Here is a 24313-nt window from a genome sequence, read left to right as displayed (position 1 = left end):
TCAGGACACGCAGCAGTCACGCTCGACGGCGGACAGCGGCGACGTCCGCAGAATCCGCACCTGGCCGAGGTCACCGCCGAGCGGGTCGGCGAAACTGCCGTTCGGCTCCGGCAGCACCTCGACGACGAGGGTGCTGACCGGCAGCCCGGCCGGCAGCCCGGCGGCTGCCAACGCGGCCCGCACCTCCGCGCCGGACCAGGCGGTCTCCCCCTCCACCGGCAGCGGCACCGAGCGGAGCTCGACCCGGCGTCGCGGGATCGTCAGCTGGCGCAGGCCGATCTGCACGTTGCGCCGGGTGCTCGCGTCGGCCTGCACCACCCGTGCGTACAGCACCGCCCACAGCCGGGTGTTCGGCGGTGACGGCAGCGCCCGGCGCAGTCCGACGTACGGGGTGGCGTACGGGGCCCGCACCCGGACCGCCCCGTCCGGCTCGGCGAGCACCGTGGCCGCCAGCTCCGGTGCCGGGTGAGCCACGCCTTCCAGCGTCAGCGGTTCGCCGTACCGGCCCTGCGCGGTGGACCAGAGTGGATCGTCGGCCGGCCCACGGTCGTGACCGACCCGGATCTCGTAGGTGTAGAACGAGAACAGCTCCGGCGAGCCGGGGTCGGTGTTCGGCGGCAACGGCACCAGGAAGTGCCGGTCGCTGTCGGCGGCCGGCTCCATCCGCTGCATGGTCGCGTACCCGGCGAGGTCCTGGACCTGGCCCGGGGTGATCACCCGGACGGTCTCCGGGTCCAGCGGCAGCGTCGGCACGGTGGCCGGGTCGGCCACCGGTTCGGTGCCGGGCAGCAGCATCGGGTCCGGAGTGACGGTCAGCGGCCGGACGAAGTAGGCGTCGCGCGGGTCGGCCAGCGGCTCGGCGAACTCCAGCCACAGCCGCCGGATCCGGGGCGTGGTCGTCGCGTACGCCGCGTCGGTACCGTACGGGGTGAGGGCGACACCGGCGGCGACGACCCGGGGCACCTGCCGGGGCGGGGTGACGATCGGCAGGGTCGACGAGATCGCCTGTCGCACCACGTCGCCGGTTTCCAGGCGCACCGCCAGCTGGTACTCGACCTGCGGCTCGTACGGCAGCCCGTCGGGGCCCGGCGGTGCGGCCAACGCGTCCAGGAAGATCATCCGTACGTGGCCCCGGTCGGGTGTGCCCCGGGTGGCCTGCACGTTCACCGATCCGACCAGTTCGAGCACGCCGACCTCGGTGACCTGGTCCGGAGAACCGGGGACGTCCGGCAGCCGTACGGTGCGGGTCAGGGTCACCGTCGGCGAGCCGGCACCGCGCCAGGTCCAGTCCCGGTCGATCACCAGGGTCACCGCGTTGAGCCACTGCCCGGCGAGTGCGGTCGGGTCGGTGAACTCGACGCTGCCACCGTCCGGGGCAAGGTGGTGGCCGAGCCCGGCGCAGCCGAACACCACCCGCTCCCCCGGCACGCCGAGCAGGGTCGGGCCGTCGGCGACCAGGCCGAGCGCGCCGGCCAGCCGGCCGAGCAGGGCCGGGGTCGGGGCGGCCTGGGCGGCGACGGCGTGGGCCGCCGGCGGGGCACCGGCCGGGTCGGGGCGCAGGAACACCGAGCGCAGGGTGTCCGCCGGCGGCAGTGGGCGCAGCAGGTCGGCGTCGGCCGCCGGGTCGGCCAGTCCGTGCAGGTCGATCCGGTCGACCGGCCCGTGCCGGGCGGCGTCGCTGCCGAAGTAGCCGAGGTCGTCGCGGCCGAGGGCCCGGACCTCCAGCCGCAGGTCCCGCCCGGTGACGACGGTGACCGGGCCGTCGACCAGCCCGTCCGGGCCGAGCTGGTCGGTGACGTCGACCGACCGGTAGTCGCCGGCGTCCACCCAGGAAAGTTCGAGGTCGTACGCCGACGCCGGGTCGTCGGGGAACAGCCGGGTGGTGGTGTACCACTCGGCGTACCCGTCGGCGTCGGCGGCCGGGTCGAAGGCCGGCGCTTTCAGCAGCACTCGCACCTGCAGCAGTACGGCGTCCGGGTCGGCGATGCCGGGCACGGTCACCGCCTCCGGCGGGGCGGCGTCGTTGGCGGCGATCTGGGCGAGCAGGTCGGCGCGGGCCGCCGGGCCGGCGGCGTACACCGCTTCGGGGTAGCCCAGACGCGGGCGGTGCACCCGCAGCGCCGCGAGGGTTCCGTCCGGTTCCGGGGCGTACGGCTCGTAGCTGAGCCGGGCCGGCGGCCGGTGCCGGCGCAGGTGCAGCAGCGCGGTCGGGGCCTCGCCGACGCCGCTCGGCGCGGCGTCGACCGGCGGTCCGCCGCCGGTGGTGTCGGCGAGGCGGACCCGGAACTCGTACGACTGGCCGTAGCGCGGCGTCACGGTGTCGGCGTCGACCGGCACCGCCTCCTCCGGCGGGCCGGGTGCCACCTCCATCAGGCGCTGCTCGTCGTCGGTGTCGACGACGAGGGAACCGCCGCGCCAGCGGACGAACCAGGCGGGCAGCCACAGTTGGCCGCTGTGTTCGGCCGGGGCGACCTCGCTCCAGCGTTCCTCGCGGGCCGTCCCGAGGTCGACGCCGATGGTCAGCGGCGCGTCGACGAACGACAGCGACGTCCAGTCGGTGCCGCCGGCCGGGCGTACGTCGACCCGGTAGCCGAGCACGCCCCGGGGGGCGAGCACCGGGTCCTCGCCGTCGGGTGGGGCGCCGAGCGCCCGGTTCTGGCCTTCGAGGATGTCCTCGTCGTCCCAGCCGAGCTGGACGCCTTCGTCGCGGGCGATCGGCGCGCCGTCGCCGGATTCGTCGAGCAGGTCGGCGCTGACCGGCTGCCGGGCGTGCACGATCTTGGCGAAGCCGTCGTCGAAGCGCAGCGCCTCGGCGAAGACCTTGTCGTAGTTGCCGAGGGTGGCGGACTCGGTGGCGTCGGCGCTGACCGGGAACGTCACCGGGGTGAAGATGGGCCGGGTGCCGTCGGCCGGCAGCGGCGGCACCCGGGTGGCGAAGGCGCGCAGCAGCGTCGGGTCGGCGGTGACGGCGTCGGCGTAGTCGCTGTGGTCGGCCAGGTCGACCCAGAGCCAGCCGCCGGCGGCCAGTCGCGGATCGGCGTCGACCGGTACGTCGAGCGTGACGACCAGGCCGAGGGCTTCGGCGAGCCGGGGGCGGCGCAGCGCGTAGGCGATCGCCTCGCCCCAGCCGATCACCATCGGCGGTGCCGGCGGTGCCGCGTCCGGCGGGCACTTCATCAGGCAGTGGTAGCTGGCGTCGGTGACGGCGAGCGGGGTACGTGGGCGGACGAACCCGAACGACCGGCGGTAGCTGCCCGGCAGGTACTTGCGCAGTTGCCGGGTGGTGTCGCGGCCCTGCGGGGCGAACGTGTCACCGGCCGGTCCGGCCGGGATCTCCAGCGCGGCGCCGATGGCGGTGAAGATGGGCCGGGCGTGCGGGGCGTGCCGGGTCGCCGGTGCGGCGGGCAGCGCGACGGTCTGGTCGACCCGGTCCCGCTGCGGCAGCGCTCCGACGGCGTCCGAGATGGACACCGCGAAGGCGAGGTGGGCGTCGGCGAAGGCCGGCACCCCGGCCGGGGCGGGCAGCAGAGGCGCGAGCGGGTCGGTGGCCGGGGCGACCAGCAGCCGTACGGTGAGGGTGCGGCCGGTGTGGTCCCAGCGCCGCAGGTACGGCACCAGGGTGAGTTTGTGCGGGGTTGCCATTGTCCGACTCCTTCGCCGACCCGACCCTTGGCTCACAGGGTCGCGGTCTCGGTGACCTGGTAGGACGCGCTGATGGAGATGATCAGGAAGAGATCGACCTGGATCTTCACGGAGCCGGAGTAGTCGCACTTGGTGGTGCCGGCGTCGTCGTACACCAGGCCCTTGAGCTCGGCCCGGATCTTGACCTTGACGACCTTGAGGTCCACCCCGGCTTCCAGCGCGACCAGTCCGCCGTACTTGGTCTGGCCGGCGATCGCGTCGTAGACGAGCACGAAGCCGATGCCGAGGAACGCGTACGCCTTGAACGGGCCGATCTGGCCCTGCACCCCGACGCCGGCGAACGCGACCAGTTCGAGCTTCTCGCTGGTGACCGTGCCGGAGACGAGGGCGATGGAGAAGGTGATGCTGCCGGAGACGATGATGAAGACCTTCGCGACGCCGACCGACAGCACCGGGATCTTGCCTTCGAGGCCGATCCCGAGGCTGGCCGCCCCCTTGGCCTTGCCGTCGGTGAGGCTGACCCCGGCGCTGAGCGCCACCGCCAGGCTGAGCTTGAAGTAGTCGCCGAGCGGGACGATCGTGTCCGGCAGGTCGACCTTCAGCTTCGTCTCGAACTTCAGCTCGTGCTTGGCGTTGGCCGCCGCCAGGTCGATCGGGCCCTGCACCCCCCGGTCGGCGACGAACGGCAGGTACTGCAGGATCTGTTCGATCTCGGCGAGCAGCAGCGACCGCAGCTGGGCGACCTGCGGCCGCTGGTCGGTGCCGCCGACGATGTGCAGCTCGGATCCGGTCAGTTCGGCCAGGCCGGCCACGTCGGTCCAGATCCGCAGCCCGGTGAAGTCGGCCGACCAGCGGTCCCCGGTGACCTCCAGCCGCAGCGTCGCGCCGTCGTAGCGCAGCGCCGAGCCGTGTCCGGGGGTGCCGGCCAGTTGCAGCGCGGTCGGCGGGTTGGTGAAGGTCAACGGGTTGCTGAACGCCAGGGTGCCGGCCGGTCCGACGTCCAGGTGCAGTGTGCCGGGGGCGGTCTCCAGGGTGTTCGGCGGCGGCGGGAACGCCCCCTTGGAGGTCGACCGGGCCAGGATGTCGGCCAGCGCGGGCCGGTGCCGCGACTCGATGCGCGGCACCCCGGGTGCCGGCACCACCGGGCGGGGGAACAGGAACGCGTGGGTCGGGGTCGACTGCACGAAGGCGTACTCGGTGGCCGGGTCGGTCGGGCGCAGCAGGTCGGCGGCGTCGGCGAACCGGTACTCCCCCGGTGTGCCGGCCAGTGGCGGTACGCCGATCGGCGTCTCGTCGGCCGGGTAGGCGACCGGGTAGCGGCGGATCAACGGCGTACCCCGGGTGTCGGCGACTCCGGTCGCCTCGCCGCCGCCGGGCGGCGCGGTGGCGACCGGGCGGACCGCCATCGACCAGGAGCCGGTCGTCGGCAGCTGCGGGGTGCCGCGCAGGGTCGCCACGAACACCGGGGTGCCGGCGTCGTCGGCGAGGCCGACCTCGATCCGTTGGGCGCGCATCGGCAGGCCGCTGCCGCCGACGTCGACTACGGTGTCGACCGGCCCGCCGACCGGCCCCTGCGCCTCGATCAGTGCCCGCAGCGCGTCCGGCCCGGCCGGTACCCCGCTGGGCGCGACCTGCAGCCAGCCGAGCACCCCGAGCGCCGGCGTCGTCGTGGCGGCGCCGTCGAGGGCGAGGTCCGCGTCGAAGTGGTACGGCACCAGCCGCGCGCCGCCGTGGCCGAACTCGGCACCCGGTGCCGGTCGGATGTTGCGCACCCCGAACAGGCCCCGGAACACTCCGGCGTCGAAGGTGTACGGGGCGACGGTGACCGCCCCCGCGTCGCGGTAGCGGTAGTCGAACAGGCCGGGGGTGAACGGCTGCCAGCCGCTGTCGCGGCGGATCACCCCGCCGCCGGGGCGGCGTTCCACGGTGACCGAGCGGGTCACCCGGATGCCCCACGGGTGCAGCACGCTGTTGACCTTGACGACCTCCAGCGCGGTCCGGCCGATCATCACCCGGAACTGCACCTTGGCGGCCTCGGCGAACGCGGCGAACGGGTTGTTCCAGTCGCTGAAGTTCGAACCGCCGTAGCCGGACAGGTCGATCCGGGTCACCGGCACCCGGGGGTCGGTGGCCATGTCGGTGTTGAAGACGGTCTCGACGCTGCCGCCCGGGTCGGCGGTGGCACCGAGCACCGACAGCCCCAGCGGGGCACCGCTGGGCAGGTCCACGCCGTTGATCAGCTGTCGCATCCGGCCGGCGAAGGTCGCCGACACACCGCCGCCGTCGGGCCGGCCGCCTTCGGCCCGCGCGGTGATCTGGATGCCGCCCCGGGCGTCACCGAACTCGGGGCGGGTCAGCCCGAGCAGGTCGGCCGGGCGCGGCCCACTGCCGTGCGGCTGCACCAGCACCGCCGCGATCAGGCCGAACGGGAACGTGGTGCGCACCCCGACCGGCGTACCGTCGCCGAAGGCGTCCAGGGTGCCGTCGACCGCGTCGGCGGGCACCACCGGGACGAGCCGCTGCGACCGGGCGCCGAGTGAGGTGGCCCCACCGTCGGTGGCCGAGGCGAGCGGGGTGGGGAACCAGCCGAGGGTCATGATGTCCTGGTCGGTGTCCAGGGTGCGGACCGGTTCCCACTGCACCTGGGGCAGTGCCGTCACCCGCAGCGCACCGACCTCGGCCTGGCTGGCCAGGCCGGCGACGGTGTAGTGGGTGTCGGGGTGGTTCGGACCGACGCCGAGCCCGACGCCGAGCAGGTCCTGGTTGGTGGAGACGTCCAGCAGCAGCAGGTTCGGCACCCGTCCGACCACTTCGGCCAGGTAGCCGTCGACCATCGAGGTGGAGGTGGCGTCGGACCGGGCGGCGGCCTGGATCCGCTGGCCGCGCAGTTCGAGCTCCAGCCGGCGGGCGGCGTCCCACTGCGCACCGGTCGACTTGTCCAGACCGACGCTGCCCTGCTCGACCTGGCTGGGCCCGATATCGGGACCGGAGGATTTCGGCGGCGGCTGCGGTGTGCCCGGTGAGGCCGGGCGGCCGGTGACGGCCACCGCCGGTCCGAGTGGACCGTCGAAGGCCACGGTCACGTCGTCCGGCGTGGTCCAGTCGATCCGGCAGACCAGCGCCGCCGGTGGCGGTTCCCGGCCGATCCGGGGCGCGGTCAGGGCGCCGTTGGACACGTACGGGTCGGGCAGCGTCGGTGCCCAGCCGTGCAGGCCGAACGCCAGTTGGGCGCTGCCGGTGTCGATCAGCAGCGGCCCGTCGGCGCTCGGCCCGGCCGGCCCCGCGAGGGCTCCCCGGACGTAGACGAACGCCGGTACGGTCGTCCACAGCAGCACGTTGCGCAACGCGAACTGATGGTGGCGTCGGGCGTTGGCCGGGATCGCCGCGCCGAGCAGGGCGGTGGTCCCGCCGCCGTGGCGGTGCAGAAGCAGGGTGCCGGCGTCGGTCAGGGTCGGCACCGGCTGCCCGGCGGTGGTCACCGGCCGGTCCAGGGCCACCTCGCTGTGCCCGGTGACCATCAGGTATTCACCGTCGACGGCGTCGCAGCGGTAGAACAGCCAGAACGGTGCGGCGTAGCGCTGTCGCCAGGGCAGCCGGTGCCCGCCGCCGCCGGCGATCGCCCACAACTGGATGTCATGGGCGACCGGCGGCGCCAACGGGGCGACCGGGTCGGCGAGCACCGTCGCGCCGGACGCGGCGATCACGATCCACGCGTCGCCCAGCGGGTGCTCGCGCAGGTCCGGGGCGTACCAGCGGGCAGCCAGCCCGGTGACCTGCAGCAGCCAGGTCGCCGCGGTCGACGCCTCGCCGAGGATCGCCGGGTCGGTGGCAGCCACCACCGGCAGGCCGAGCCCGGCGTCGCGGACCGTGCCGGTGCCGGTGACGCCGATCAACGGGTCGCCGGCCGGGTCGGCACCGATCGGCGTACCGTCCACCGTGGTCGGCTCGACGACGTAGCCGAGCACCAGGGTCCAGAGCCGCTCGACGAACGTGGTGCGCCCGGTGGCCGGACCGAACCGGAACTCCTGCCGCCAGGCCTTGGCCGCACCGGGGTCGCCGACGATCTCGACCGCGCCGGCCCGGAACCGGAAGGTCACCGACGCGGGCAGCGCGGTGCCGGCCTCGGCGCCGCGGCAGCCGTCCGCCGCACCGGTCGGCGGCGGGTCAGGGGCCGGGTCGAGCCGTAGCACGGCGCTCAGTGGCGCCGGCACCTCGATGACGTCGCCGTGCACCGTCGCGGTGCCCAGCGTCAGGGTCCCGCCGGTGACCCGCAGGCCGGCGTACGCGCCGGCCGGCAGGCCGCCGAACAGGTCGCCCCGGATCCAGACGGTGCCGGCTTCGATCTCCACGACGGTGCCGGTCCGCCCCACGACCGGCGGCCGGGCCTGGGTTACCACGAACGCGGGTGCGGTGGCACCGGCCTCGCGCACCTGCAGCCGGCGGGCGGCGACGAACGCCTCGTACCAGACGTCGACGCCGCCGGGGGTACGCAGCGGGCCGACCCGGCGGGCCGGCGCCAGCCCGGTGAGGCTGTCGACGAAGCTGCCGGCGAGGAGTTGTTCACGTTCGTCGCGGCGGTGCACCAGCCGGGCGTCCCGGGGTAGTTGCGCGGCGGACCGGGCGGCGACCGACGCCGCGAGATGGTGCAGGGCGGTACGGAATGGCTCTGACACGCGCTGCTCCTCGGGGAGGCTGCTGCTGTCGGACGTGGCCGGTATGCAGCGTGCGCCAGATCACACTCCGTGTTCAATCAGATCATGGATAGTCCGCCGGACTGCAGTCGGCGGGCAGCTGACCTGCGGCGTACCGGATGGCGCCGAGCAGGTGGGCGCGGAAGGCCGGCTCGGCGTACGCCTCGACGGTGTGGCCGCCGCCGGTGTAGAAGGCGCGGCCGCCGGCGTACGACCGGCACCAGGCGTGTGGGTGCGCGGTCCCCGTACCGGCGCCGGTGTAGCTGGTCTCGTCGAGCACCGCGAGAATCCGCGCGCCGGTCGGGTCGGCCTGGTAGTCGTACCACTCGTCGGTACGCTCCCAGCGGGCCGGCAGGTGCGCGGTGGCCGGGTGGGTCCGGTCGACGACCTCGACGGTGGCCGGCTGCACCGGCGGGTGCCGGGCGAAGTAGGCGCCGACGAGTTCACCGTAGAACGGCCACTGGTGTTCGGTGTCGGCGGCCGCGTGCACCCCGACGAATCCGCCACCGGCACCGATGTAGCCCTCGAACGCGGCCCGGCCGGCGTCGTCGAGTACGTCGCCGCTGGTGTTGAGGAAGACGACGGCGGCGTAGCCGCGCAGATTGTCCGGGGTGAAGGCGGCCGGGTCCTCGGTGGCGTCGACAGCGAAGCCGTGCGCCGCGCCGAGCGCGCCGACAGCGGCGATCCCGGCCGGGATCGACTCGTGCCGGTACCCGGTGGTCCGGCTGTAGACCAGCACCCGGTACGCGGCGTTCGTCGCCGTCGGGGCCGGGCCGGTTGACGTCGGCGGGTCGCTCGGGCCGCCGGCCGGCCCGGTGCAGCCGAGCATCATCAACGCCGCGAGGCAGCCGAGCAGACCGGCGCCGACCCCGCGACGGGTGACGGCAGACGGCCTCCACGCGGTCACCGGGCCGCCTCCGGGACGGGTGCGGCGGCCGGCGGCGGCAACGGCTGGCCACGGGCGGACAGGAACGCCTGCCACTCGGCGGTGATCCGCTCGACGTCCCGGACGACCAGGCCGAAGAACTCGCCCATCAGCTGCAGCCGGTCACCGGCGGGAGTCTGCGGGCCGAGCACCCCGGCGCCTTCGGCCGCCGCGTCCGCCCAGGTCCGAAAGACGTGTACCCGTAGCGACCAGGCCCGGTACCAGAGGCCGTCGTCGACGGCGTACCGGTCGCGGCGGTGGCCGGGGGTGCGCTGCCGGGCGACGAAACCGATCCGTTCCAGGAACGCGATCGACTTCGAGATCGATGCCGGGCTCACCCGCAGGCGGGCGACCAGGTCGGCGGCGGTGAGCGCGCCGCTGTCGCTGACGAAGAGGCTGACCAGCACCCGGGCGGTCATCCGGGGGAAGCCGGACTCGACCATCATCGCGACGAACCGCTGCTCGAAGGCGGCCACGGCGGCCGGGTCCCGGCCGTACCCGGTGGTCTGCTCGACCGGCGGCCGGGCGACCGGGCCGGTCCGGCGGGCCCGGTGCGCGGTGGCCCGGTTGGCCGCGAGGGCCCGGTAGCCGCGGGACCCGCCGTTGCGGGCCACCTCGCGGCTGACGGTGGAGGTGGGCCGCCCCAGTCGCCGGGCGATCTCGGCGTAGCCGGCGCCGTCGGCAAGAGCCTGCTCGATGTGCTGCCGGTCCTGATAGGTCAACCGTCCTCCGGGCATCCGCCCCGCCCTCCACTGCGTTCAGTTCCATTCCATTGCAACTCATCCTCTGCTTCCATTGCATTAGCCGCAAGAGTCATTGCAACGATTTGCGCCCGCGAGCTCGCGTTCTGTGTCGTTGACCAGGTTCTTTATTGACGGAAGAGCAAACGCAACTTAGCTTTCTGAATATGGAAACGACGATCCGGGTCCGTGGCCTCACCAAACGGTACGGCCGCAGTACCGCGCTCGACGGGCTCGACCTGACCGTGTCGGCCGGCGAGGTGCACGGCTTCCTCGGGCCGAACGGGGCCGGCAAGACCAGCACCATCCGGGTGCTGCTCGGCCTGGTGCGCGCCGACGGCGGGCAGGCGCAGGTGCTCGGCGGCGACCCGTGGCGGGACGCGGTCGCGGTGCACCGGCGCCTCGCGTACGTCCCGGGCGACGTCAGCCTCTGGCCCGGCCTGACCGGCGGCGAGGTCGTCGACCTGCTCGGCCGGCTGCGCGGCGGCCTCGACCGGCACCGCCGCGCCGACCTGCTGGAACGTTTCGCGCTGGACCCGACGAAGAAGTGCCGCACCTACTCCAAGGGCAACCGGCAGAAGGTGGCGCTGATCGCCGCCCTCGCCGCCGACGTGGAGCTGCTGCTGCTCGACGAGCCCACCTCCGGACTGGACCCGCTGATGGAGGCGGTGTTCCGCGACTGCGTCGCCGAGGCGGGTCGGCAGGGCCGCACCGTCCTGCTCTCCAGCCACATCCTCGCCGAGGTCGAGGCGCTGTGCGACCGGGTCACCATCGTCCGGGATGGACGGACCGTCGCCAACGGCACCCTCACCGAACTGCGCCACCTGACCCGTACCACGATCGTCGCCGACCTGCCGGAGATCGGCGCCCTGCCGGAGGCGGCCGACGCGGGACCGACCAGGGCGGACGCCGGGCTGAGCCCGGCCGGGGCGGACCCGACCGGGCTCGGCGGCGTACCCGGGGTGCACGGGCTCACCGTCGACGGCCACCGGGTGCGGTGCGAGGTCGACCCGGACGCGCTCGCACCGGTGCTGCGCCAGCTCGCCGAGGCCGGCGTACGGACACTGGTCAGCCAGCCGCCGACGCTGGAGGAACTGTTCCTGCGGCACTACCAGAGCAGCGGGGTACGGCGGTGAGCGCGCTGACCGGCACCGGCCAACTGGTCCGGCTGATCCTGCGCCGCGACCGGCTGATCCTGCCACTGTGGATCGTCTGGCTGTCGGTGATGCCGGCGAACTTCGCCGCCGCCTTTCCCGCCCTCTACCCCACCGCCGCCGACCGGTCGGCCTTCGCGCAGACCAGCAACGCCAACGCCGCGCTGGTCGCGCTCTACGGTCCGGTGCACACCGCCGACCCCGGTGGCCTGGTCGCCTGGCGGATCAGCATCGTCACGGTTATCGTGGCGCTGATCAGCCTGCTCACCGTCGTGCGGCACACCCGCGCCGAGGAGGAGGCCGGCCGGCGCGAGCTGCTCGGCGCCGCCCCGACCGGCCGGTACGCCGGCCCGGCCGCCGCCCTCACCGTCGTCTTCGCCGCCAACCTGCTGCTCGCCGGCGCGGTCGCCGCCGGGTTGGCCGGCCAGGGCCTGCCGGTCGCCGGGTCGCTCGCCCTCGGAGCCCAGTTCGCCGCGTCAGGCTGGCTGTTCGCCGCCGTCGGCGCGGTCACCGCCCAGCTCGCCGCCACCGCCCCGGCTGCCCGGGGCATCGCCGTCGCCGCGTTCGGGGCCGCCGTACTCGGCCGGGTCGCCGGGGACGTCAGTGGTCACACCGGCGGTCCGCTGGGCTGGCTGAGCGGAGTGTCGCCGTTCGGCTGGGTGCTGCGGCTGCGCCCGTACGCCGACGACGCCTGGTGGATGCTCGGACCGGTCGTCGCCGCGACCGCCGGGCTGGTCGCGGTCGCCGCCGTGCTGCACGGCCGCCGTGACCTGGGGTCCGGCCTGCTGGCGGCCGGCAGCGGTCCGGCCACGGCCGGACCCCGGTTGACCGGCCCGGTCACGCTGGCGTGGCGACTGCACCGGGGCCCGCTCGTCGGTTGGACGGTCGGCTTCGCACTCACCGGGGTGGTGCTCGGTGGGGTGGCCGGCGGAGTCGGGGACATGTTGACCGACAATGCCACGCTGCGCGAGCTGTTCACCCGGCTCGGCGGGGCCGGCGGGCTGGTCGATCTGTTCCTGGCCGCGATGCTCGGGCTGTTCGGGATGGGTGCCGCCGGGTACGCGATCGCCGTCGTGGGGCGGCTACGGGTCGAGGAGACCAGCGGGCGGGTCGAGCCGGTGCTCGCCGCGCCGGTGTCGCGGACCCGCTGGGCGGCCGGCCAGCTGATCTTCGTCCTGCTCGGTCCGGTCGTGGTGCTGGCCGGTGCCGGGCTGGCGATGGGGGCGACGCATGCCCTGGTCGCTGCGGACTCCGGCCGGGAGGTGGCCCGGGTGCTGGCCGGCGCGCTGGTGCAGCTGCCGGCGGTGTGGCTGCTCGCGGCGCTCGCCCTCGCTCTGGTGGGGCTGGCACCCCGGTTGGCCGGTGCTGGTGGTGGCCGTCGGGCTGACCCTGTTCGGCGCGCTGCTACGACTGCCGTCGGCGGTGCGCGACCTCTCCCCGTTCAGCCATCTGCCGACCCTGCCCGGCGGGCAGGTGTCCGCCGTACCGCTGGTCGTTCTGGTCCTGCTGGCCGCCGGGTTCGCCGCCGCCGGTCTGGTCGGGCTGCGCCGCCGCGACCTGCCGGTCGGTTGAGCCGCACCGTTGGCCAACAGGCCAACAGGCCAACAGGCGGCAGCCGGCAGCCGGCCGGCCACCGTTGGTCAACCGGCGGCCGGCAGGTGGACCAGGAACCGGCAGCCGGGACCGGCGTTGGTCACCTCGACCCGGCCGCCGTGTGCCTCGACGAGACCCCGGACGATCGCCAGGCCGAGCCCGCCGCCGGCCGGCACCGGCTCGGCGCGGGCCGAACCGAGCGGGCCACGCACCGCACCGACCGTTGCCGGGCCGTGCGTCGCGCCGACCGCTGCCGGGCTACGGGCCGGTTCGCCGCGGAACGCCACGTCGAACACCCGCGGCAGGTCGGCCTCCGGGATGCCGCCGCAGGTGTCGTCCACCGCCAGCCACGCCCACCCGTCCGCGCTGCCCGCGCTGACCTGCACCACCCCGTCGTACGGGGTGAACCGGATCGCGTTGCGCAGCAGGTTGCCGACGATGCGGGCGAGCTCCGGTTCGCTGGCCACGACCGCCGGCCAGCCGTGTTCGGCGGCCCGCAACCGGATGCCCTGCAGCCGGGCCAGCGGCGCGGCGGAGGCCAGGGCGTCGGAGACGACGTCGGCCAGCGGCACCGGACGCAGCGACAGCCGCAGCGCCCCGGCGTTGATCCGGGACAGCTCGAACAGGTCGTCGACCAGTTGGGTCATCCGGTCGGTCTCGACCCGGATCCGCCGGTGGTACTCGGCGGTGGTGACCGGGTCCGCCACGACGCCGTCCTCCAGTGCCTCGGCCATCGCCCGCAGCCCGGCCAGCGGCGTCCGCAGGTCGTGTGACACCCAGGCGACGAGCTCCCGCCGGTTCGCCTCGGCCTGGCGTTCGCGTTGGCGCAGCTGGTCGGCCCAGACCGCCTGGCGGGCCAGCCGGGCACCGAGCCATCCGCCGACGGCCAGACTGACCACTCCGGACGCGACGAGCACCAGCACGACGACATCGCGGTCGTGGGCGGACAGGAACATTGCCTGGGCGGCACCGACGACCCCGGCGAGGACGGCCAGGACGGTGACGGTGAGCAGAATGGTGAGGTGCACGACGATGCTGCGCCGACGCAGGACCTGCAGCGTGGCCGCGCCGGGCACGGCGACCAGCAGGGACGCGGCCAGCCCGATGCCGAAAACGGCGAGGATGTCACCGACGGGCAGGTCAGGCATGGTCGGCTCCCGCCGGTTCGTAGCGGTAGCCGACACCCCAGACGGTGACGATCCGCCGGGGGCGGGCCGGATCCGGTTCGATCTTCTCCCGCAGTCGTCGTACGTGGACGGTGACCGTCGACTGGTCGCCGAAGTTCCAGCCCCACACCTCGGCGAGCAGCTCGTCGCGACGGAACGCGCGTGCGGGATGGCGGACCAGGTGCAGCAGCAGGTCGAACTCGCGGACGGTCAGCGCCAGGTCGGTGCCACCCCGGCAGGCGGCCCGGCGGCGCACGTCGAGGGTGAGGTCACCGTCGCCGACCAGCACGGGCCCGTCGGCGGCGACGGGGGCGGGTGCCGGGCCGGTCACCGTTCCGGCGCGGCGCAGCACCGACTGCACCCTCAGCACCAGCTCCCGGGGGGAGAACGGCTTGGTGACGTAGTCGTCGGCCCCCATCTGCAGGCCGACGATCCGGTCGGCCTCCTCACCGAGGGCGGTCAGCATGATCACGGGTACGCCGCGGGCCTGCAGGTGCAGTCGTCGGCACACCTCGAGCCCGTCCAGCCCGGGCAGCATCAGGTCCAGGACCACCAGGTCGGGCCGGTGCCGGTCGACCGTGGCCAGCGCGGTGTGCCCGTCGGCGGCCTGGTCGACCTGGCAGCCGGCCCGTTCGAGATAGCGGCGGACCACGTCGGAGACGGTGGGGTCGTCGTCCACGACGAGGATCCGGGCGGGCGGGCCGGCGGCCAGGGGGGTGGTCATCGGCTGGCTCAGGCGCTCAGGTCGGCGGCGCCGAACGACACCGAGAACCGCTTGCACCAGATGCTGACGCTGGTCAACGCGTCCAGGTCGACGTCGTCGGGGATGTCGTACACCTGGTTGCCCCGGTTGCCCTTGAGCCGGTCGAGCTCGGCCCACCGACCGTCGTCGAAGACGAACCAGCCGTCGCGGCCGTCGATCACCGGCTGGTCGGAGAGCCAGACCCGCAGGTCCGGGCCGTTGGAGGTGGCGAAGTCCCGCAGCACCAGCTGGTGTCCGCCGTCGGCGAGGCGGATCAGCTGGGCGGTGCCGGTGGTCTCGTGCTCGTGGGTGACGAACTCGCCGGCGGCGATCAGCTGGTTGCCGGCCGGCGACGGGCTGGCCGGTGCGGAACTGGTCGGCTCGGGACTGGCCGAGGCCGGGTCGGCCGGGTCGGTGTCGGGCTCCGTGGTCTGCGGAGCCGGCACCTGGGCCACCGGTACGGCTTCGTCGACGACCTCGTCGGTGACGAGCTTCCAGGGCTGGAACCAGTAGCCGCCGAAGGCCACCGCGCCGAGCAGGGCGACGGCGAGGACCCAGGTCAGTGGTTTGGTTGCGAGGCGTTTCCACACGCCGGTCAGCCTACGGCCGGCGCCGCCGGTCCCGGGACGGTCGGCACCTTGCGAAAGTCTTACGGAGCGAACGCCTGACGGCGCGAGCGTCCTGCGGCGTGGCTGTCTCACGGCGCGGTGGCGACGCCCCAGGCGAGCAGCAGCAGGGCGACGGCGAGCTCCGCCGCGCCGAGCACGGTCAGCGTGGTGCCGAACGAGCGTTTGCCGGGCTGGCCGATCGCGGCGTGCAGGAAGAACCCGCCGGACTGGCTGATCGTGCCGGCGGCGAGCAGCCCGCCGACCACCCAGGTGTACGGGTCGGACAGCCCGGCGCGGCCGGCGATGGTCAGCGCGGTCAGGGTCAGCACCAGCAGCACCCCGGCGTGGGCGTGGCCGGCCTTGAACAGGGAGCGCTGGAAGTCGTTGAGTTTGCCGGCGGCGGTCAGCCGCATCAGCGAGTAGCCGCCGAACATCACCGTCGGAACGCTGACCAGTGCGATCACGGTCAGCCACTTGTCGGCCGTACTCATGGGGCCTTCTCCTCGGGGTCGGCGCGGGGTGCGCGGGCGTACGGTCAAATCTTGACACTGCCAAGATAGCCATGTCGGGTAGCATCTTGTCAACGACAAGATGGGAGTTCGGCCGATGCCGCAGCCGTACCACCACGGGGACCTGCGCCGGGCGCTGCTGATCGCCGCGACCGAGGCGATCGCCGAGAGCGGTCCGGCCGCGCTGAGCCTGCGGGACCTGGCCCGCCGGGTCGGCGTCTCGCACGCCGCGCCGACCCACCACTTCGGCGACAAGACCGGCCTGTTGACCGCGATCGCCACCGAGGGCCTGCACCTGCTCGCCGACCGGCTGGACGCGGCCGGCGGCGACATCCTGGCGGCCGGCCAGGCGTACGTCCGGTTCGGCGTCGAGCACCGCGGGCACTTCGAGGTGATGTTCCAGCCGGGCCTGCTGCAGTTCGACGCGCCCGAACTGACCGCCGCCCGCCAGCGGGCCGGCCAGGCGCTGCGCGACGCCCTCGCCGACCCCCGCGTCCCGGCCGACGACCGGGACAGCGCCTGGCTGGCGGCCTGGTCGATCGCGCACGGCTTCGCCACTCTCTGGTTGTCCGGCGCGGTACCGCACGACCCCGACGAGGACGCCTCGAGCACTGCCGCCGGGGTGCTCCGCCTGCTGTTCAGGGATCAGACGCGGTTGACAGATTAGAGCTATTGAGTAAAGCTCGTCTCATCAGTCAACCAAAGACAGGTGGGCAATGACGCACTGGACGTACAACGACGCCCCCGACCAGACCGGCCGGACCGCCGTGGTGACCGGCGCGAACACCGGCATCGGCTTCCACACCGCCCGGATGCTGGCGCACAAGGGCGCCCACGTCACGCTGACCTACCGGGACGCCGGCAAGGGCGCGGCCGCCCTGGAGCGGATCCGCGCCGAGGAACCGGCCGGCGAGGTCACCGGGGCGCTGCTCGACCTGGCCGACCTCGACTCGGTCGGGGCGTTCACCGACGCCTACCGGGCCGCACACGACCGGCTCGACCTGCTGATCAACAACGCCGGGGTGATGGTGCCGCCGCTGGGGCGCACCCGACAGGACTTCGAGCTGCAGTTCGGCACCAACCACCTGGGGCACTTCGCGCTCACCGGTGAGCTGCTGCCGCTGCTCGACGCGGCCGCAAGCGCCGACCGGTCCGGAGCCGACCGGGCAGGTGCCGTGCGGGTCGTCACCGTCTCCAGCGTGGCGCACTGGACCGGCGGCATCGACCTCGACGACCTCAACTGGCGGCAACGCCGCTACCGGCCGTGGCCGGCGTACGGGCAGAGCAAGCTCGCCAACCTGCTGTTCACCCTCGAACTGCAGCACCGGCTGACCGAGGCCGGCTCGGCGGTCCGGGCGGTCGCCGCCCACCCGGGTCTCACCTCCACCGACATCGGCCGCCACCAGGGCCGCGCCGCCAGCGACAACCCGTCGCGCATCGACCGGATGATCCGGATGCAGCCGCCGGACGGGGCGCTGCCGAGCCTGCGGGCCGCCACCGACCCGACCGTCACCGGCGGCAGCTACTGGGGGCCGGCCCGACGATTCGGCACGTACGGGCCCCCGGCACCCGCCCGCGCCTCGGCCCGCGCCCGGGACACCGTCGTCGCCCGCCGGCTGTGGACCGAGAGCGAACGGTTGACCGGCGTGACGTACCCGTTCGCGGCGGTGGGGCGCGCGGAGCATCCGGCGTGACCTCCGGCAGCGCCCGCCGGGACGCGATCGCCGACGCCGCCATCGACGTGTTCATCCGCTACGGGTTCAAGAAGACCTCGATGGACGACCTGGCCAGGGCGGCGAACATCTCGCGGCAGGGGCTCTACCTGCACTTCAAGACCAAGGAAGAGCTGTTCGTCGCCGCTGTGGAGCGGATGGTGAGCGCGGTGTGCACGGCGACCCGGGCCGCCTTCGACCGCACCGACCTCGACGTGCGGCAGCGGATCCTCGGGGCGTTCGAAGCCTGCCAGGCACCGGGGGTGGGGGCCGCGGTGCACGGCAACTTCGAGGAGCTGTTGAGCGCCGCCGCGACCCTGAACTGCCCGCTGGCCGGCCGGATCGAGGCGGGGCTGGTCGACGGGATCGAGCAGGTGCTGGCCGACAGCGGGGCGGCCGACCGGTGGCGGTCGGTCGGGCTCTCCGCCCGCGATCTGGCCGACCATCTGCACGCGACGTCCTTCGGCCTCAAGCACAAGGTGTCGTCGATCGACGAGTACCGTGCCGGTCTGAACACCGCCGTGACCATCGTCCTCGATGGCGGCACCGCAGTGGAACAGGAGTGACCATGGCACAGTGGACATTCGATGACATCCCCGACCACAGCGGCCGGACCGCCGTCGTCACCGGGGCGAACACCGGCATCGGCTTCGAGACCGCCCGGATGCTCGCCGCGAAAGGCGCGCAGGTCACGCTGGCCTGCCGGGACGCCGACCGGGCCGCCGGCGCGGCCGAACGGATCCGGGCCACCGGGGTGCCGGGTACGGTGACCTGCGCCCCGCTGGACCTGGCCGACCTCGACTCGGTGGCCGCGTTCGCCGAGGCGTACCGGGCCGGGCACGACCGGCTCGACCTGCTGATCAACAACGCCGGGGTGATGGCTCCGCCGCTGGGGCGCACCCGGCAGGGCTTCGAACTGCAGATCGGGATCAACCACCTGGGGCACTTCGCGCTCACCGGCCGGCTGCTGCCGCTGCTGCTGGCCGCCGGCCCGGGTGCCCGGGTGGTGTCCGTGTCCAGCGGTGCCCACCGGGCCGGCCGGATCGACTTCGACGACCTCAACTGGCAGCGTCGGCGTTACCGGCGGTGGGCGGCGTACGGGCAGAGCAAACTCGCCAACCTGCTGTTCACCCGGGAGCTGCAGCACCGGTTGACCGGAGCCGGGTCACCGGTGCGGGCCACCGCCGCCCACCCGGGCTGGACCGCGACCGAGCTGACCCGGCACACGGTCAGCGTCGCCGCCCGGATCGGCCAGCTGGTGGCGATGACCCCGCACGACGGTGCGCTGCCGACGCTGCGGGCCGCGACCGACCCGACCGCCGCCGGCGGCAGCTACTGGGGGCCGGGCAGGCCGCTGGGGCTCAGCGGACCGCCGGTCGCCGTCGGGTGCAGCGCGGCCGCCCGCGACGACGCCACCGCGCGCCGCCTGTGGACCGAGAGCGAGCAGCTGACCGGCGTCAGCTTCCCGGCCCCCGCCTAGACTCCGGACGCTGTCGGCCGGGCCAGCGGGTTCCGCACCTGCCGGGGCCGGTCAGGTAGTCGGCGGTGGCCGCCACCTGCGAGCCTGTTGACATGAGTCACAAGGAGGTGGATCAACCGCCCATGGTGGGCCGGCAGGCCGAGTTGCGGGCCGTCCGGGCCGCATTGACCGGCCCGCCCGCCGGCAGGCACGGTGCACTGATCGCCGGGTCGGCCGGTGTCGGCAAGTCCCGGCTCTCGCAGGAGGTCACAGCGGGTCTGGCCGTCGCCGGCTGGCGGCTGTTGCGGGCCCACGCCTCGGGTTCGGGCACCGGCCTGCCGCTGGCCGCACTCGCCGGCCTGATCCCACCGCCGGCATCGGCCACACCGCTGCCGCCGCCCACCCCGGTGCGGCACGCGCTGGCCGGGCTCAGGGCAGCAGCAGCCAGGGCTCGAAGTGTCCTGGTCATCGACGACGCGCACCTGCTCGACGAGGCCTCCGCCGCCGTCGTACACCAGCTGGTGGCAGACGGGACCGTGCCGGTACTGGTCACGGTACGCGCCGACAAGCCCGTACCGGAGGCGGTGACAGCACTGTGGAAGGACGCCGGCGTACACCGAATCGATCTTGCGCCGCTGAGCCCGCCGCAGACCGAGGCGCTGGTGGTGGCCGTGCTGGGCGGTCCGGTGGAGGGTCGGACGCTGCGCCGGCTCAGGGACGCGGCCGCCGGCAACCCGCTGCTGCTGCGTGAGTTGATCGCCTCGGCCCGGGAGGCCGGACTGCTCGACCGTCCGGCCGGCCTCTGGCGGCTGGCCGGGCCGCTGGATGCGACGCCACGCCTCACCGAGCTGCTGGGCAGCCGACTGACGGGCGCCGACCCGGCCGAACGCGACGCGTTGGAACTACTCGCCCTCAGCCAGCATCTGCCGCTGCCGGCTGCTGTAGCCGTAGCCGGGTCGGTGACGCTGGAAACGCTGGAGCGGCGCGGCCTGGTCGCCGTCATCACCACGGACGGGCAACAGGTTGTCCAGCTCAGCCACCCGTTGTACGCCGAGCTGCTGCGGGCCGGCACGCCGGAGCTTGCCCGGCTGCGGCACAGCCGCCAACTCGCCGACGCGATCGAAGCTGCCGGGGAACTGCGCGGCGTGGACGTCATGCGGGTCGCGTTGTGGCGTCTCGACGGCGGCGGCACCGTCGACGTCGGCCTGATGTTGGCCGCCGCCCGGGAAGCGGCCTACCTGCGGGAGTACGAGCTGGCGGCGCGGCTCGCCCAGCGGGCGTACCAGGCCGGCGGGGAGGTGGCCGCCGGACTCGCGGCGGTACGCGCACTGTTCCAACTGGGCCGGCTCGACGAGGCGGTACGCCGCTGCGCCGCGCTGAGCAGTTCGGCGACCAGCGGTGCGGGGCACGGCGACGCCGAACGGACCCAGATCGCCATACAACTGGCGGTGATCCTGGTCCACGGCGCCGACGACGTGGCAGCCGCGCACGCCGCCCTCGACGCGGTCGCGGCGGCGGATCCGGGCTGCCGCGAGCAGATCGACGCGGTCCGGCTCTATCTGCGTGCGTACCAGCTTGACTGCTCCGTCGTGGCACCGGCACTGACGTTGTTCCACACCGACGGGCCGGTCGAGCTGCGGTTGGCCGCAGCTGGCGCGGCCAGCTGCGGACTGCTGCTCGCCGGGCGGTTCACCGAAGCCGAACAACTGCTGGCGGACGTGGTCCCGGTGGCGCGCCGACACATCGGGCCCGGCCAGGTGCAGTCGGACGGCTTCCCGGCCGCCATCGCGTCGCTGTTGGTCGACCTGCCCGACGTGGCGGGCGCACAGGCCGCCGCCGAGTCGACGTACCAGACCAGCCTGCAACCGCCGGACCGGGTCGGTCAGGCCCTGGCGGCGTTCTTCCTCGCCAAGATCGCGTTACTGCGCGGGCGGCCGACGACCGCGCTCCGCTGGGCGAACGAGGCGTACCTGGTCGCCGACGATGTCCAGCTGCGCGGGGTACGCCGGTGGGCGGCCGGGCTGCGGCTGCAGGCCGCCGCCCAGCTCGGCGACCGGGCGGCCGCCGGACAGGCGGCCGCGGACCTGGACCGACATCCGGGCGGGCCGCACGGGGTGCGTCTGTTCGACATCGAACTCGCCCGGGGCCGGGCCTGGCTGACCACGCTGACCGGCGACACCGACCGGGCGTTGCGGCTGTTGGAACAGGAAGTGGTGCGGCACGGGACGACCGGAGCTGTCGGAGCCGGCACCCTCGGCGCTCTCGACCTGATCAGGCTCGGCGGTGCCGCTGTCGCTGTCCGGCTCCTCGCTGACCATCAGCCACCGCACGGGTGGGTGCTCGGGCGGACCGTGGTCGACTACGCCACCGCAGCCGCGACCCGCGACGCCGAGGTCCTGCTGCGGGTCGCAAGAACGTTCGCCGGGTACGACATGCCGCTGCATGCGGCCGAGGCGGCGACGCTCGCGGCGGCCGCCGGCGCGGCGGGTGGCGGGGACGGCCGGGTGACGGCCGTCGCCCGCCTGTTCGCCGACCGGGAGCTGGCCCGATGTGAACGGCCGACCAGCCCGGCCCTGCGCCAGGGCGGGCCGACCGCCGGGCTGACCAGCCGGGAGCGGGAAGTGGTGCTCGCAGCCGCCGGTGGCGAGTCCGCCAGGGAGATCGCCGCTCGACTGCACCTGTCGACCCGGACCGTCGAGAACCACCTGCACCGTGCGTACGGCAAGTTGGGCATCGCCGGTCGGGCCGAGCTGCATGCGGTGCTCACCCCCCGGTGAGCCGACACCCCGGACGGCCGTGCTGAGTGTCCCGCTCCGGCAAATTGAGTAGACCATCGCTCACGCCGGGCCGGTATCCGCCGTGCTGGACTGTGTCCTCCGCTCGATCAACTTCGTCGACCGGCCGCCGGCGTGGGCCGCTGTCCCGGTCGTTTGCCTGACAGTCTCTTATCTGGAAGAGGTAGTACCGCAATGTGTTCACGTCAGCTGATCCGACGGCTGCCCGCCGTCGGCGGCGCAGTCGCGGTCGCCACCGCCGGTCTCGTGCTCGGTGCCGGTTCCCCGGCGCAGGCCGTCCCGCCGGAGCTGGCGGTGGAGATGGTGTGCGGTGCGCTGGACGTACGGTGGACATCCGACCCGCTGGACGACGACGTGGAGCCGGTCGACACCGTGGTGCTGCGCAACGACGTGGTGGTGGAGCAGTTCACCATGCTCGGCAGCGGATTCCGGCGCTACGGTGCGGCAGACGGCGACATCTTCGTGATCCGTCGCGCGGGCGAACGGGACACCCCGCCGGTACCGTTCCGGGCTCCGGACGGCTGCGCCGACAGTCCGGTCCTGCAGGTCAGCGCCGACGACGGGTGCGCCGGGCCGGAGTTGACGGTGACCAACCTGGGCACCGGGTCCGTCGACGACCTGCTGCTGGTCACGGCCGAGACGTTCCCGGTCGGGGAAACACTGGCACCGGTCCCGCCCGGCACCACCGAGCTGGCCTTCGCGCTGCCGGACGGCGCCAGGTACGAACTGATCACCGGGCCGTTCGCCCTCGACGCTCCGACCTGGATGGCCGGAACGTACACCCGTCCTTCGGCCTGCGACGCACCGAGCCCGACTCCGACGACCATGGTGACCACGTCACCCGCGCCGGCCTCGCCGACCGTTGCGGCGACGCCGGGCGGCGGGGGCGCGGGCGGCGAACTACCGGTGACCGGGACGGCCGGCATCGCGTACGCGGTCAGCGGTGTCGCCCTGGTCGCCGCCGGCCTGGCCCTGGTCGCCGGGCTGCACCGGCGGCGCATCCGGTTCGTGGCAGGTGACCGATGATTCCGGCACGCGGGTTCGCCGCAGGTCTGCTCGCTGCCCTGCTGGCGTCCCTCACGGCGTGCGGCACCGACGCGGCGGACCCGGCGGCCGGTGTTGCGAGCGGGCCAGCCGGTGGGGAGCGGCCGTCACCGCCGGCCAGCTCCACTGCGAACTCGGCACCGGTCGGCTCCACTGCGAACTCGGCGCCGGTCGGCGGTGACGCGGACGACGGGCCGGACTTCGGCGACCCGTGCACCCTGCCGACCCGGCCGGAGCTGGCGACCGTCTTCGGCGACGGCGTACCCGAGCCGACCGGTACCGATTACGGGGCGGGCTTCGCCGAATGCGTGTGGCAGGACCCGGCCGGGCAACTCGTCCGGTTGAGTGTGGTGCCACCGGAGAACCTGCAGGCCGACTACATCGACCAGCTCACTGCCCGCGACGGCGTGACCGGCCTGGGCGCCGGCTCGGTGACCTTCCCGGGAACGGTCGGCATCGGCGTGGCGAAACGCGGCGGCGTCACGGCCGCGTTCACCGCCGCCGACACCGGCCTGCTGCTCGCCGTGAAGACCGGCGATGGCACGGACGAGACCGCGGACCTGATCCATGTGACGCTACTCGGGCAACGCATCCTTTCCCGCAGCCACTGACCGGCTGTCGGTGCGGGCGTATCCGCAGGTCGCCTGGCTGAGCGCGGTGACGGCCCGGATCACCGTCGGATCGGTGGCGCGGGCGTCCGGCCGCACCGGTGTGCCCTTCGGGCCGAGCACCGTACCGGATGGGAAGCCGCCGGCCGGCAGGCCGCCGATGGCGGCGGCGATCGAGCTGCGGGCAGCGTCGCCGGGCCTGGTCCGGAACAGGTTGAGGTAGATCAGCGGGAAGGCCAGCCGGGCCGGCATCGGGAACAGGTCCGCGCGCATCGACCGGCCCATGTCGGTGGCGCTGGCCCCCGGGTCGGCGGCGAGCACCGTGACGCCGGTGCCGGCGAGTCGGTCGGCCAGACCCATCGTGTACGCGAGGTTGGCGAGCTTCGCCCGCCCGTACGCGGCGAAGCCGTAGTAGCGCCCGGCGACCTCGACCCGGTCCAGCGGGGTGCGGTCGGCGAACCGGATCGCACCCGAGGTCAGGTTGACGATCCGCCCCTGGCCGGCGGCGATCATGTCGTCGACCAGCAGCTCGGTGAGCAGGTAGCCGGTCAGGTGACTCATGGCGAAGGTCGCCTCGATGCCGTCGGCGGTGTACCAGCGCTGGCGGTAGACCCCGCCGACGTTGTTGACCAGCAGGTCGAGCGGGCCGGCGGCGCGGATCTCGTCGGCCAGGGCGCGCACGGCTGCCAGCGACGACAGGTCGGCCCGGATGAATCGGGCAGCGGCGGGGCCGGCGGCGCTGACCTGGTCGCGGGCGGCGTCGCCGCGGCGCGGGTCGCGGCCGACGATCGTGACGGCGTAGCCGTGTCCGGCCAGTGCGTGGGCGGTGGCCAGGCCGATCCCGCCGGTGCCGCCGGTGACCAGGGCCTGCTTGATTGATTCGGTCATGACTAAAAAAATAGTACTAGCTACCGCGCTTTAACAA

General features: G+C 74.0%; 22 protein-coding genes. 9 read left to right on the top strand and 13 right to left on the bottom strand.

Annotated elements, in window-relative coordinates:
* From ACN28F_RS22045 to ACN28F_RS22030, 4 genes are all read right to left on the bottom strand, one after another.
* Complete coding sequence (locus ACN28F_RS22045; RefSeq protein WP_421359533.1) at positions 1-3642, bottom strand: hypothetical protein; 3642 nt, start codon at positions 3640-3642, stop codon at positions 1-3.
* Between the two features lie 32 nt (positions 3643-3674).
* Positions 3675-8315, bottom strand: a complete 4641-nt coding sequence (locus ACN28F_RS22040) for a hypothetical protein (protein WP_421359531.1) — start codon at positions 8313-8315, stop codon at positions 3675-3677.
* A gap of 82 nt (positions 8316-8397) precedes the next feature.
* Entirely contained in the window at positions 8398-9240 is an 843-nt protein-coding gene (locus tag ACN28F_RS22035) for a ThuA domain-containing protein (protein ID WP_353850521.1), read from the bottom strand.
* Complete coding sequence (locus ACN28F_RS22030) at positions 9237-9980, bottom strand: GbsR/MarR family transcriptional regulator (RefSeq protein WP_289209804.1); 744 nt, start codon at positions 9978-9980, stop codon at positions 9237-9239. The genes ACN28F_RS22035 and ACN28F_RS22030 overlap by 4 nt, the downstream gene beginning before the upstream one ends.
* A 185-nt stretch (positions 9981-10165) precedes the next feature.
* Here ACN28F_RS22030 and ACN28F_RS22025 point away from each other — a divergent pair, with 185 nt between their 5' ends.
* Complete coding sequence (locus ACN28F_RS22025) at positions 10166-11134, top strand: ATP-binding cassette domain-containing protein (RefSeq protein WP_421359528.1); 969 nt, start codon at positions 10166-10168, stop codon at positions 11132-11134.
* 193 nt (positions 11135-11327) lie between these two features.
* On the opposite strand, the gene ACN28F_RS22020 is transcribed toward ACN28F_RS22025, so the two are convergent.
* The 4 genes from ACN28F_RS22020 to ACN28F_RS22005 form a co-directional block, all read right to left on the bottom strand.
* On the bottom strand, positions 11328-11663 hold the full coding sequence (locus ACN28F_RS22020) for a hypothetical protein (protein WP_421359526.1): 336 nt from the start codon (positions 11661-11663) through the stop codon (positions 11328-11330).
* A complete protein-coding gene (locus tag ACN28F_RS22015) occupies positions 11629-11763 on the bottom strand; it encodes a hypothetical protein (protein WP_421359524.1) in 135 nt (44 codons plus the stop codon). Before ACN28F_RS22015 ends, ACN28F_RS22020 begins: the two co-directional genes overlap by 35 nt.
* Entirely contained in the window at positions 11760-12095 is a 336-nt protein-coding gene (locus ACN28F_RS22010) for a hypothetical protein (protein ID WP_421359522.1), read from the bottom strand. The genes ACN28F_RS22015 and ACN28F_RS22010 overlap by 4 nt, the downstream gene beginning before the upstream one ends.
* Positions 12096-12234: 139 nt before the next feature.
* Positions 12235-12384, bottom strand: a complete 150-nt coding sequence (locus ACN28F_RS22005) for a hypothetical protein (protein WP_421359520.1) — start codon at positions 12382-12384, stop codon at positions 12235-12237.
* Positions 12385-12514: 130 nt separating this feature from the next.
* On the opposite strand from ACN28F_RS22005, the gene ACN28F_RS22000 reads away from it, so the two are divergent.
* Positions 12515-12724: a hypothetical protein gene (locus ACN28F_RS22000; RefSeq protein ID WP_421359518.1), complete on the top strand. Its 210-nt coding sequence runs from the start codon at positions 12515-12517 to the stop codon at positions 12722-12724.
* Positions 12725-12792: 68 nt separating this feature from the next.
* On the opposite strand, the gene ACN28F_RS21995 is transcribed toward ACN28F_RS22000, so the two are convergent.
* The 4 genes from ACN28F_RS21995 to ACN28F_RS21980 all read right to left on the bottom strand — a co-directional run bounded on the left by ACN28F_RS21995 (position 12793) and on the right by ACN28F_RS21980 (position 15752).
* Positions 12793-13893 carry a sensor histidine kinase gene (locus ACN28F_RS21995; protein WP_289209801.1) on the bottom strand — a complete coding sequence of 367 codons (1101 nt, stop codon included), beginning with the start codon at positions 13891-13893 and terminating at the stop codon, positions 12793-12795.
* Positions 13886-14635 (bottom strand): response regulator transcription factor, encoded by a 750-nt coding sequence (locus ACN28F_RS21990; protein ID WP_421359516.1) that lies wholly within the window; start codon positions 14633-14635, stop codon positions 13886-13888. The genes ACN28F_RS21995 and ACN28F_RS21990 overlap by 8 nt, the downstream gene beginning before the upstream one ends.
* An 8-nt stretch (positions 14636-14643) precedes the next feature.
* Positions 14644-15243 carry a DM13 domain-containing protein gene (locus ACN28F_RS21985; RefSeq protein ID WP_421359514.1) on the bottom strand — a complete coding sequence of 200 codons (600 nt, stop codon included), beginning with the start codon at positions 15241-15243 and terminating at the stop codon, positions 14644-14646.
* Positions 15244-15350: 107 nt separating this feature from the next.
* Positions 15351-15752, bottom strand: coding sequence for a hypothetical protein (locus ACN28F_RS21980; RefSeq protein WP_289209799.1), 402 nt, complete (start codon positions 15750-15752; stop codon positions 15351-15353).
* Between the two features lie 115 nt (positions 15753-15867).
* Here ACN28F_RS21980 and ACN28F_RS21975 point away from each other — a divergent pair, with 115 nt between their 5' ends.
* The 7 genes from ACN28F_RS21975 (at position 15868) to ACN28F_RS21945 (ending at position 23391) form a co-directional block, all read left to right on the top strand.
* On the top strand, positions 15868-16437 hold the full coding sequence (locus tag ACN28F_RS21975) for a TetR/AcrR family transcriptional regulator (protein WP_421359512.1): 570 nt from the start codon (positions 15868-15870) through the stop codon (positions 16435-16437).
* A 49-nt stretch (positions 16438-16486) separates the two neighbouring features.
* A complete protein-coding gene (locus ACN28F_RS21970) occupies positions 16487-17464 on the top strand; it encodes an oxidoreductase (RefSeq protein ID WP_421359510.1) in 978 nt (325 codons plus the stop codon).
* Positions 17461-18048, top strand: coding sequence for a TetR/AcrR family transcriptional regulator (locus ACN28F_RS21965; RefSeq protein WP_289209796.1), 588 nt, complete (start codon positions 17461-17463; stop codon positions 18046-18048). Before ACN28F_RS21970 ends, ACN28F_RS21965 begins: the two co-directional genes overlap by 4 nt.
* Before the next feature lie 2 nt (positions 18049-18050).
* Positions 18051-18962 (top strand): oxidoreductase, encoded by a 912-nt coding sequence (locus tag ACN28F_RS21960; RefSeq protein ID WP_289209795.1) that lies wholly within the window; start codon positions 18051-18053, stop codon positions 18960-18962.
* 92 nt (positions 18963-19054) lie between these two features.
* Entirely contained in the window at positions 19055-21718 is a 2664-nt protein-coding gene (locus ACN28F_RS21955; protein WP_421359508.1) for a LuxR C-terminal-related transcriptional regulator, read from the top strand.
* A 192-nt stretch (positions 21719-21910) separates the two neighbouring features.
* Positions 21911-22762 (top strand): hypothetical protein, encoded by an 852-nt coding sequence (locus ACN28F_RS21950; RefSeq protein WP_289209793.1) that lies wholly within the window; start codon positions 21911-21913, stop codon positions 22760-22762.
* Positions 22759-23391, top strand: a complete 633-nt coding sequence (locus ACN28F_RS21945) for a hypothetical protein (RefSeq protein ID WP_289209792.1) — start codon at positions 22759-22761, stop codon at positions 23389-23391. The genes ACN28F_RS21950 and ACN28F_RS21945 overlap by 4 nt, the downstream gene beginning before the upstream one ends.
* Here ACN28F_RS21945 and ACN28F_RS21940 read toward each other — a convergent pair.
* On the bottom strand, positions 23356-24276 hold the full coding sequence (locus ACN28F_RS21940) for an SDR family NAD(P)-dependent oxidoreductase (RefSeq protein WP_289209791.1): 921 nt from the start codon (positions 24274-24276) through the stop codon (positions 23356-23358). The two genes, ACN28F_RS21945 and ACN28F_RS21940, sit on opposite strands and share 36 nt — an antisense overlap.
* Between the last annotated feature and the right edge of the window lie 37 nt (positions 24277-24313).

Origin of the sequence: Solwaraspora sp. WMMA2101, assembly GCF_049179175.1 — a bacterium.
Lineage (GTDB): Bacteria > Actinomycetota > Actinomycetes > Mycobacteriales > Micromonosporaceae > Micromonospora_E.
The sequence above is the reverse complement of the archived record's forward strand: the minus strand, read 5'-3'. Positions and strand labels throughout refer to the sequence as shown.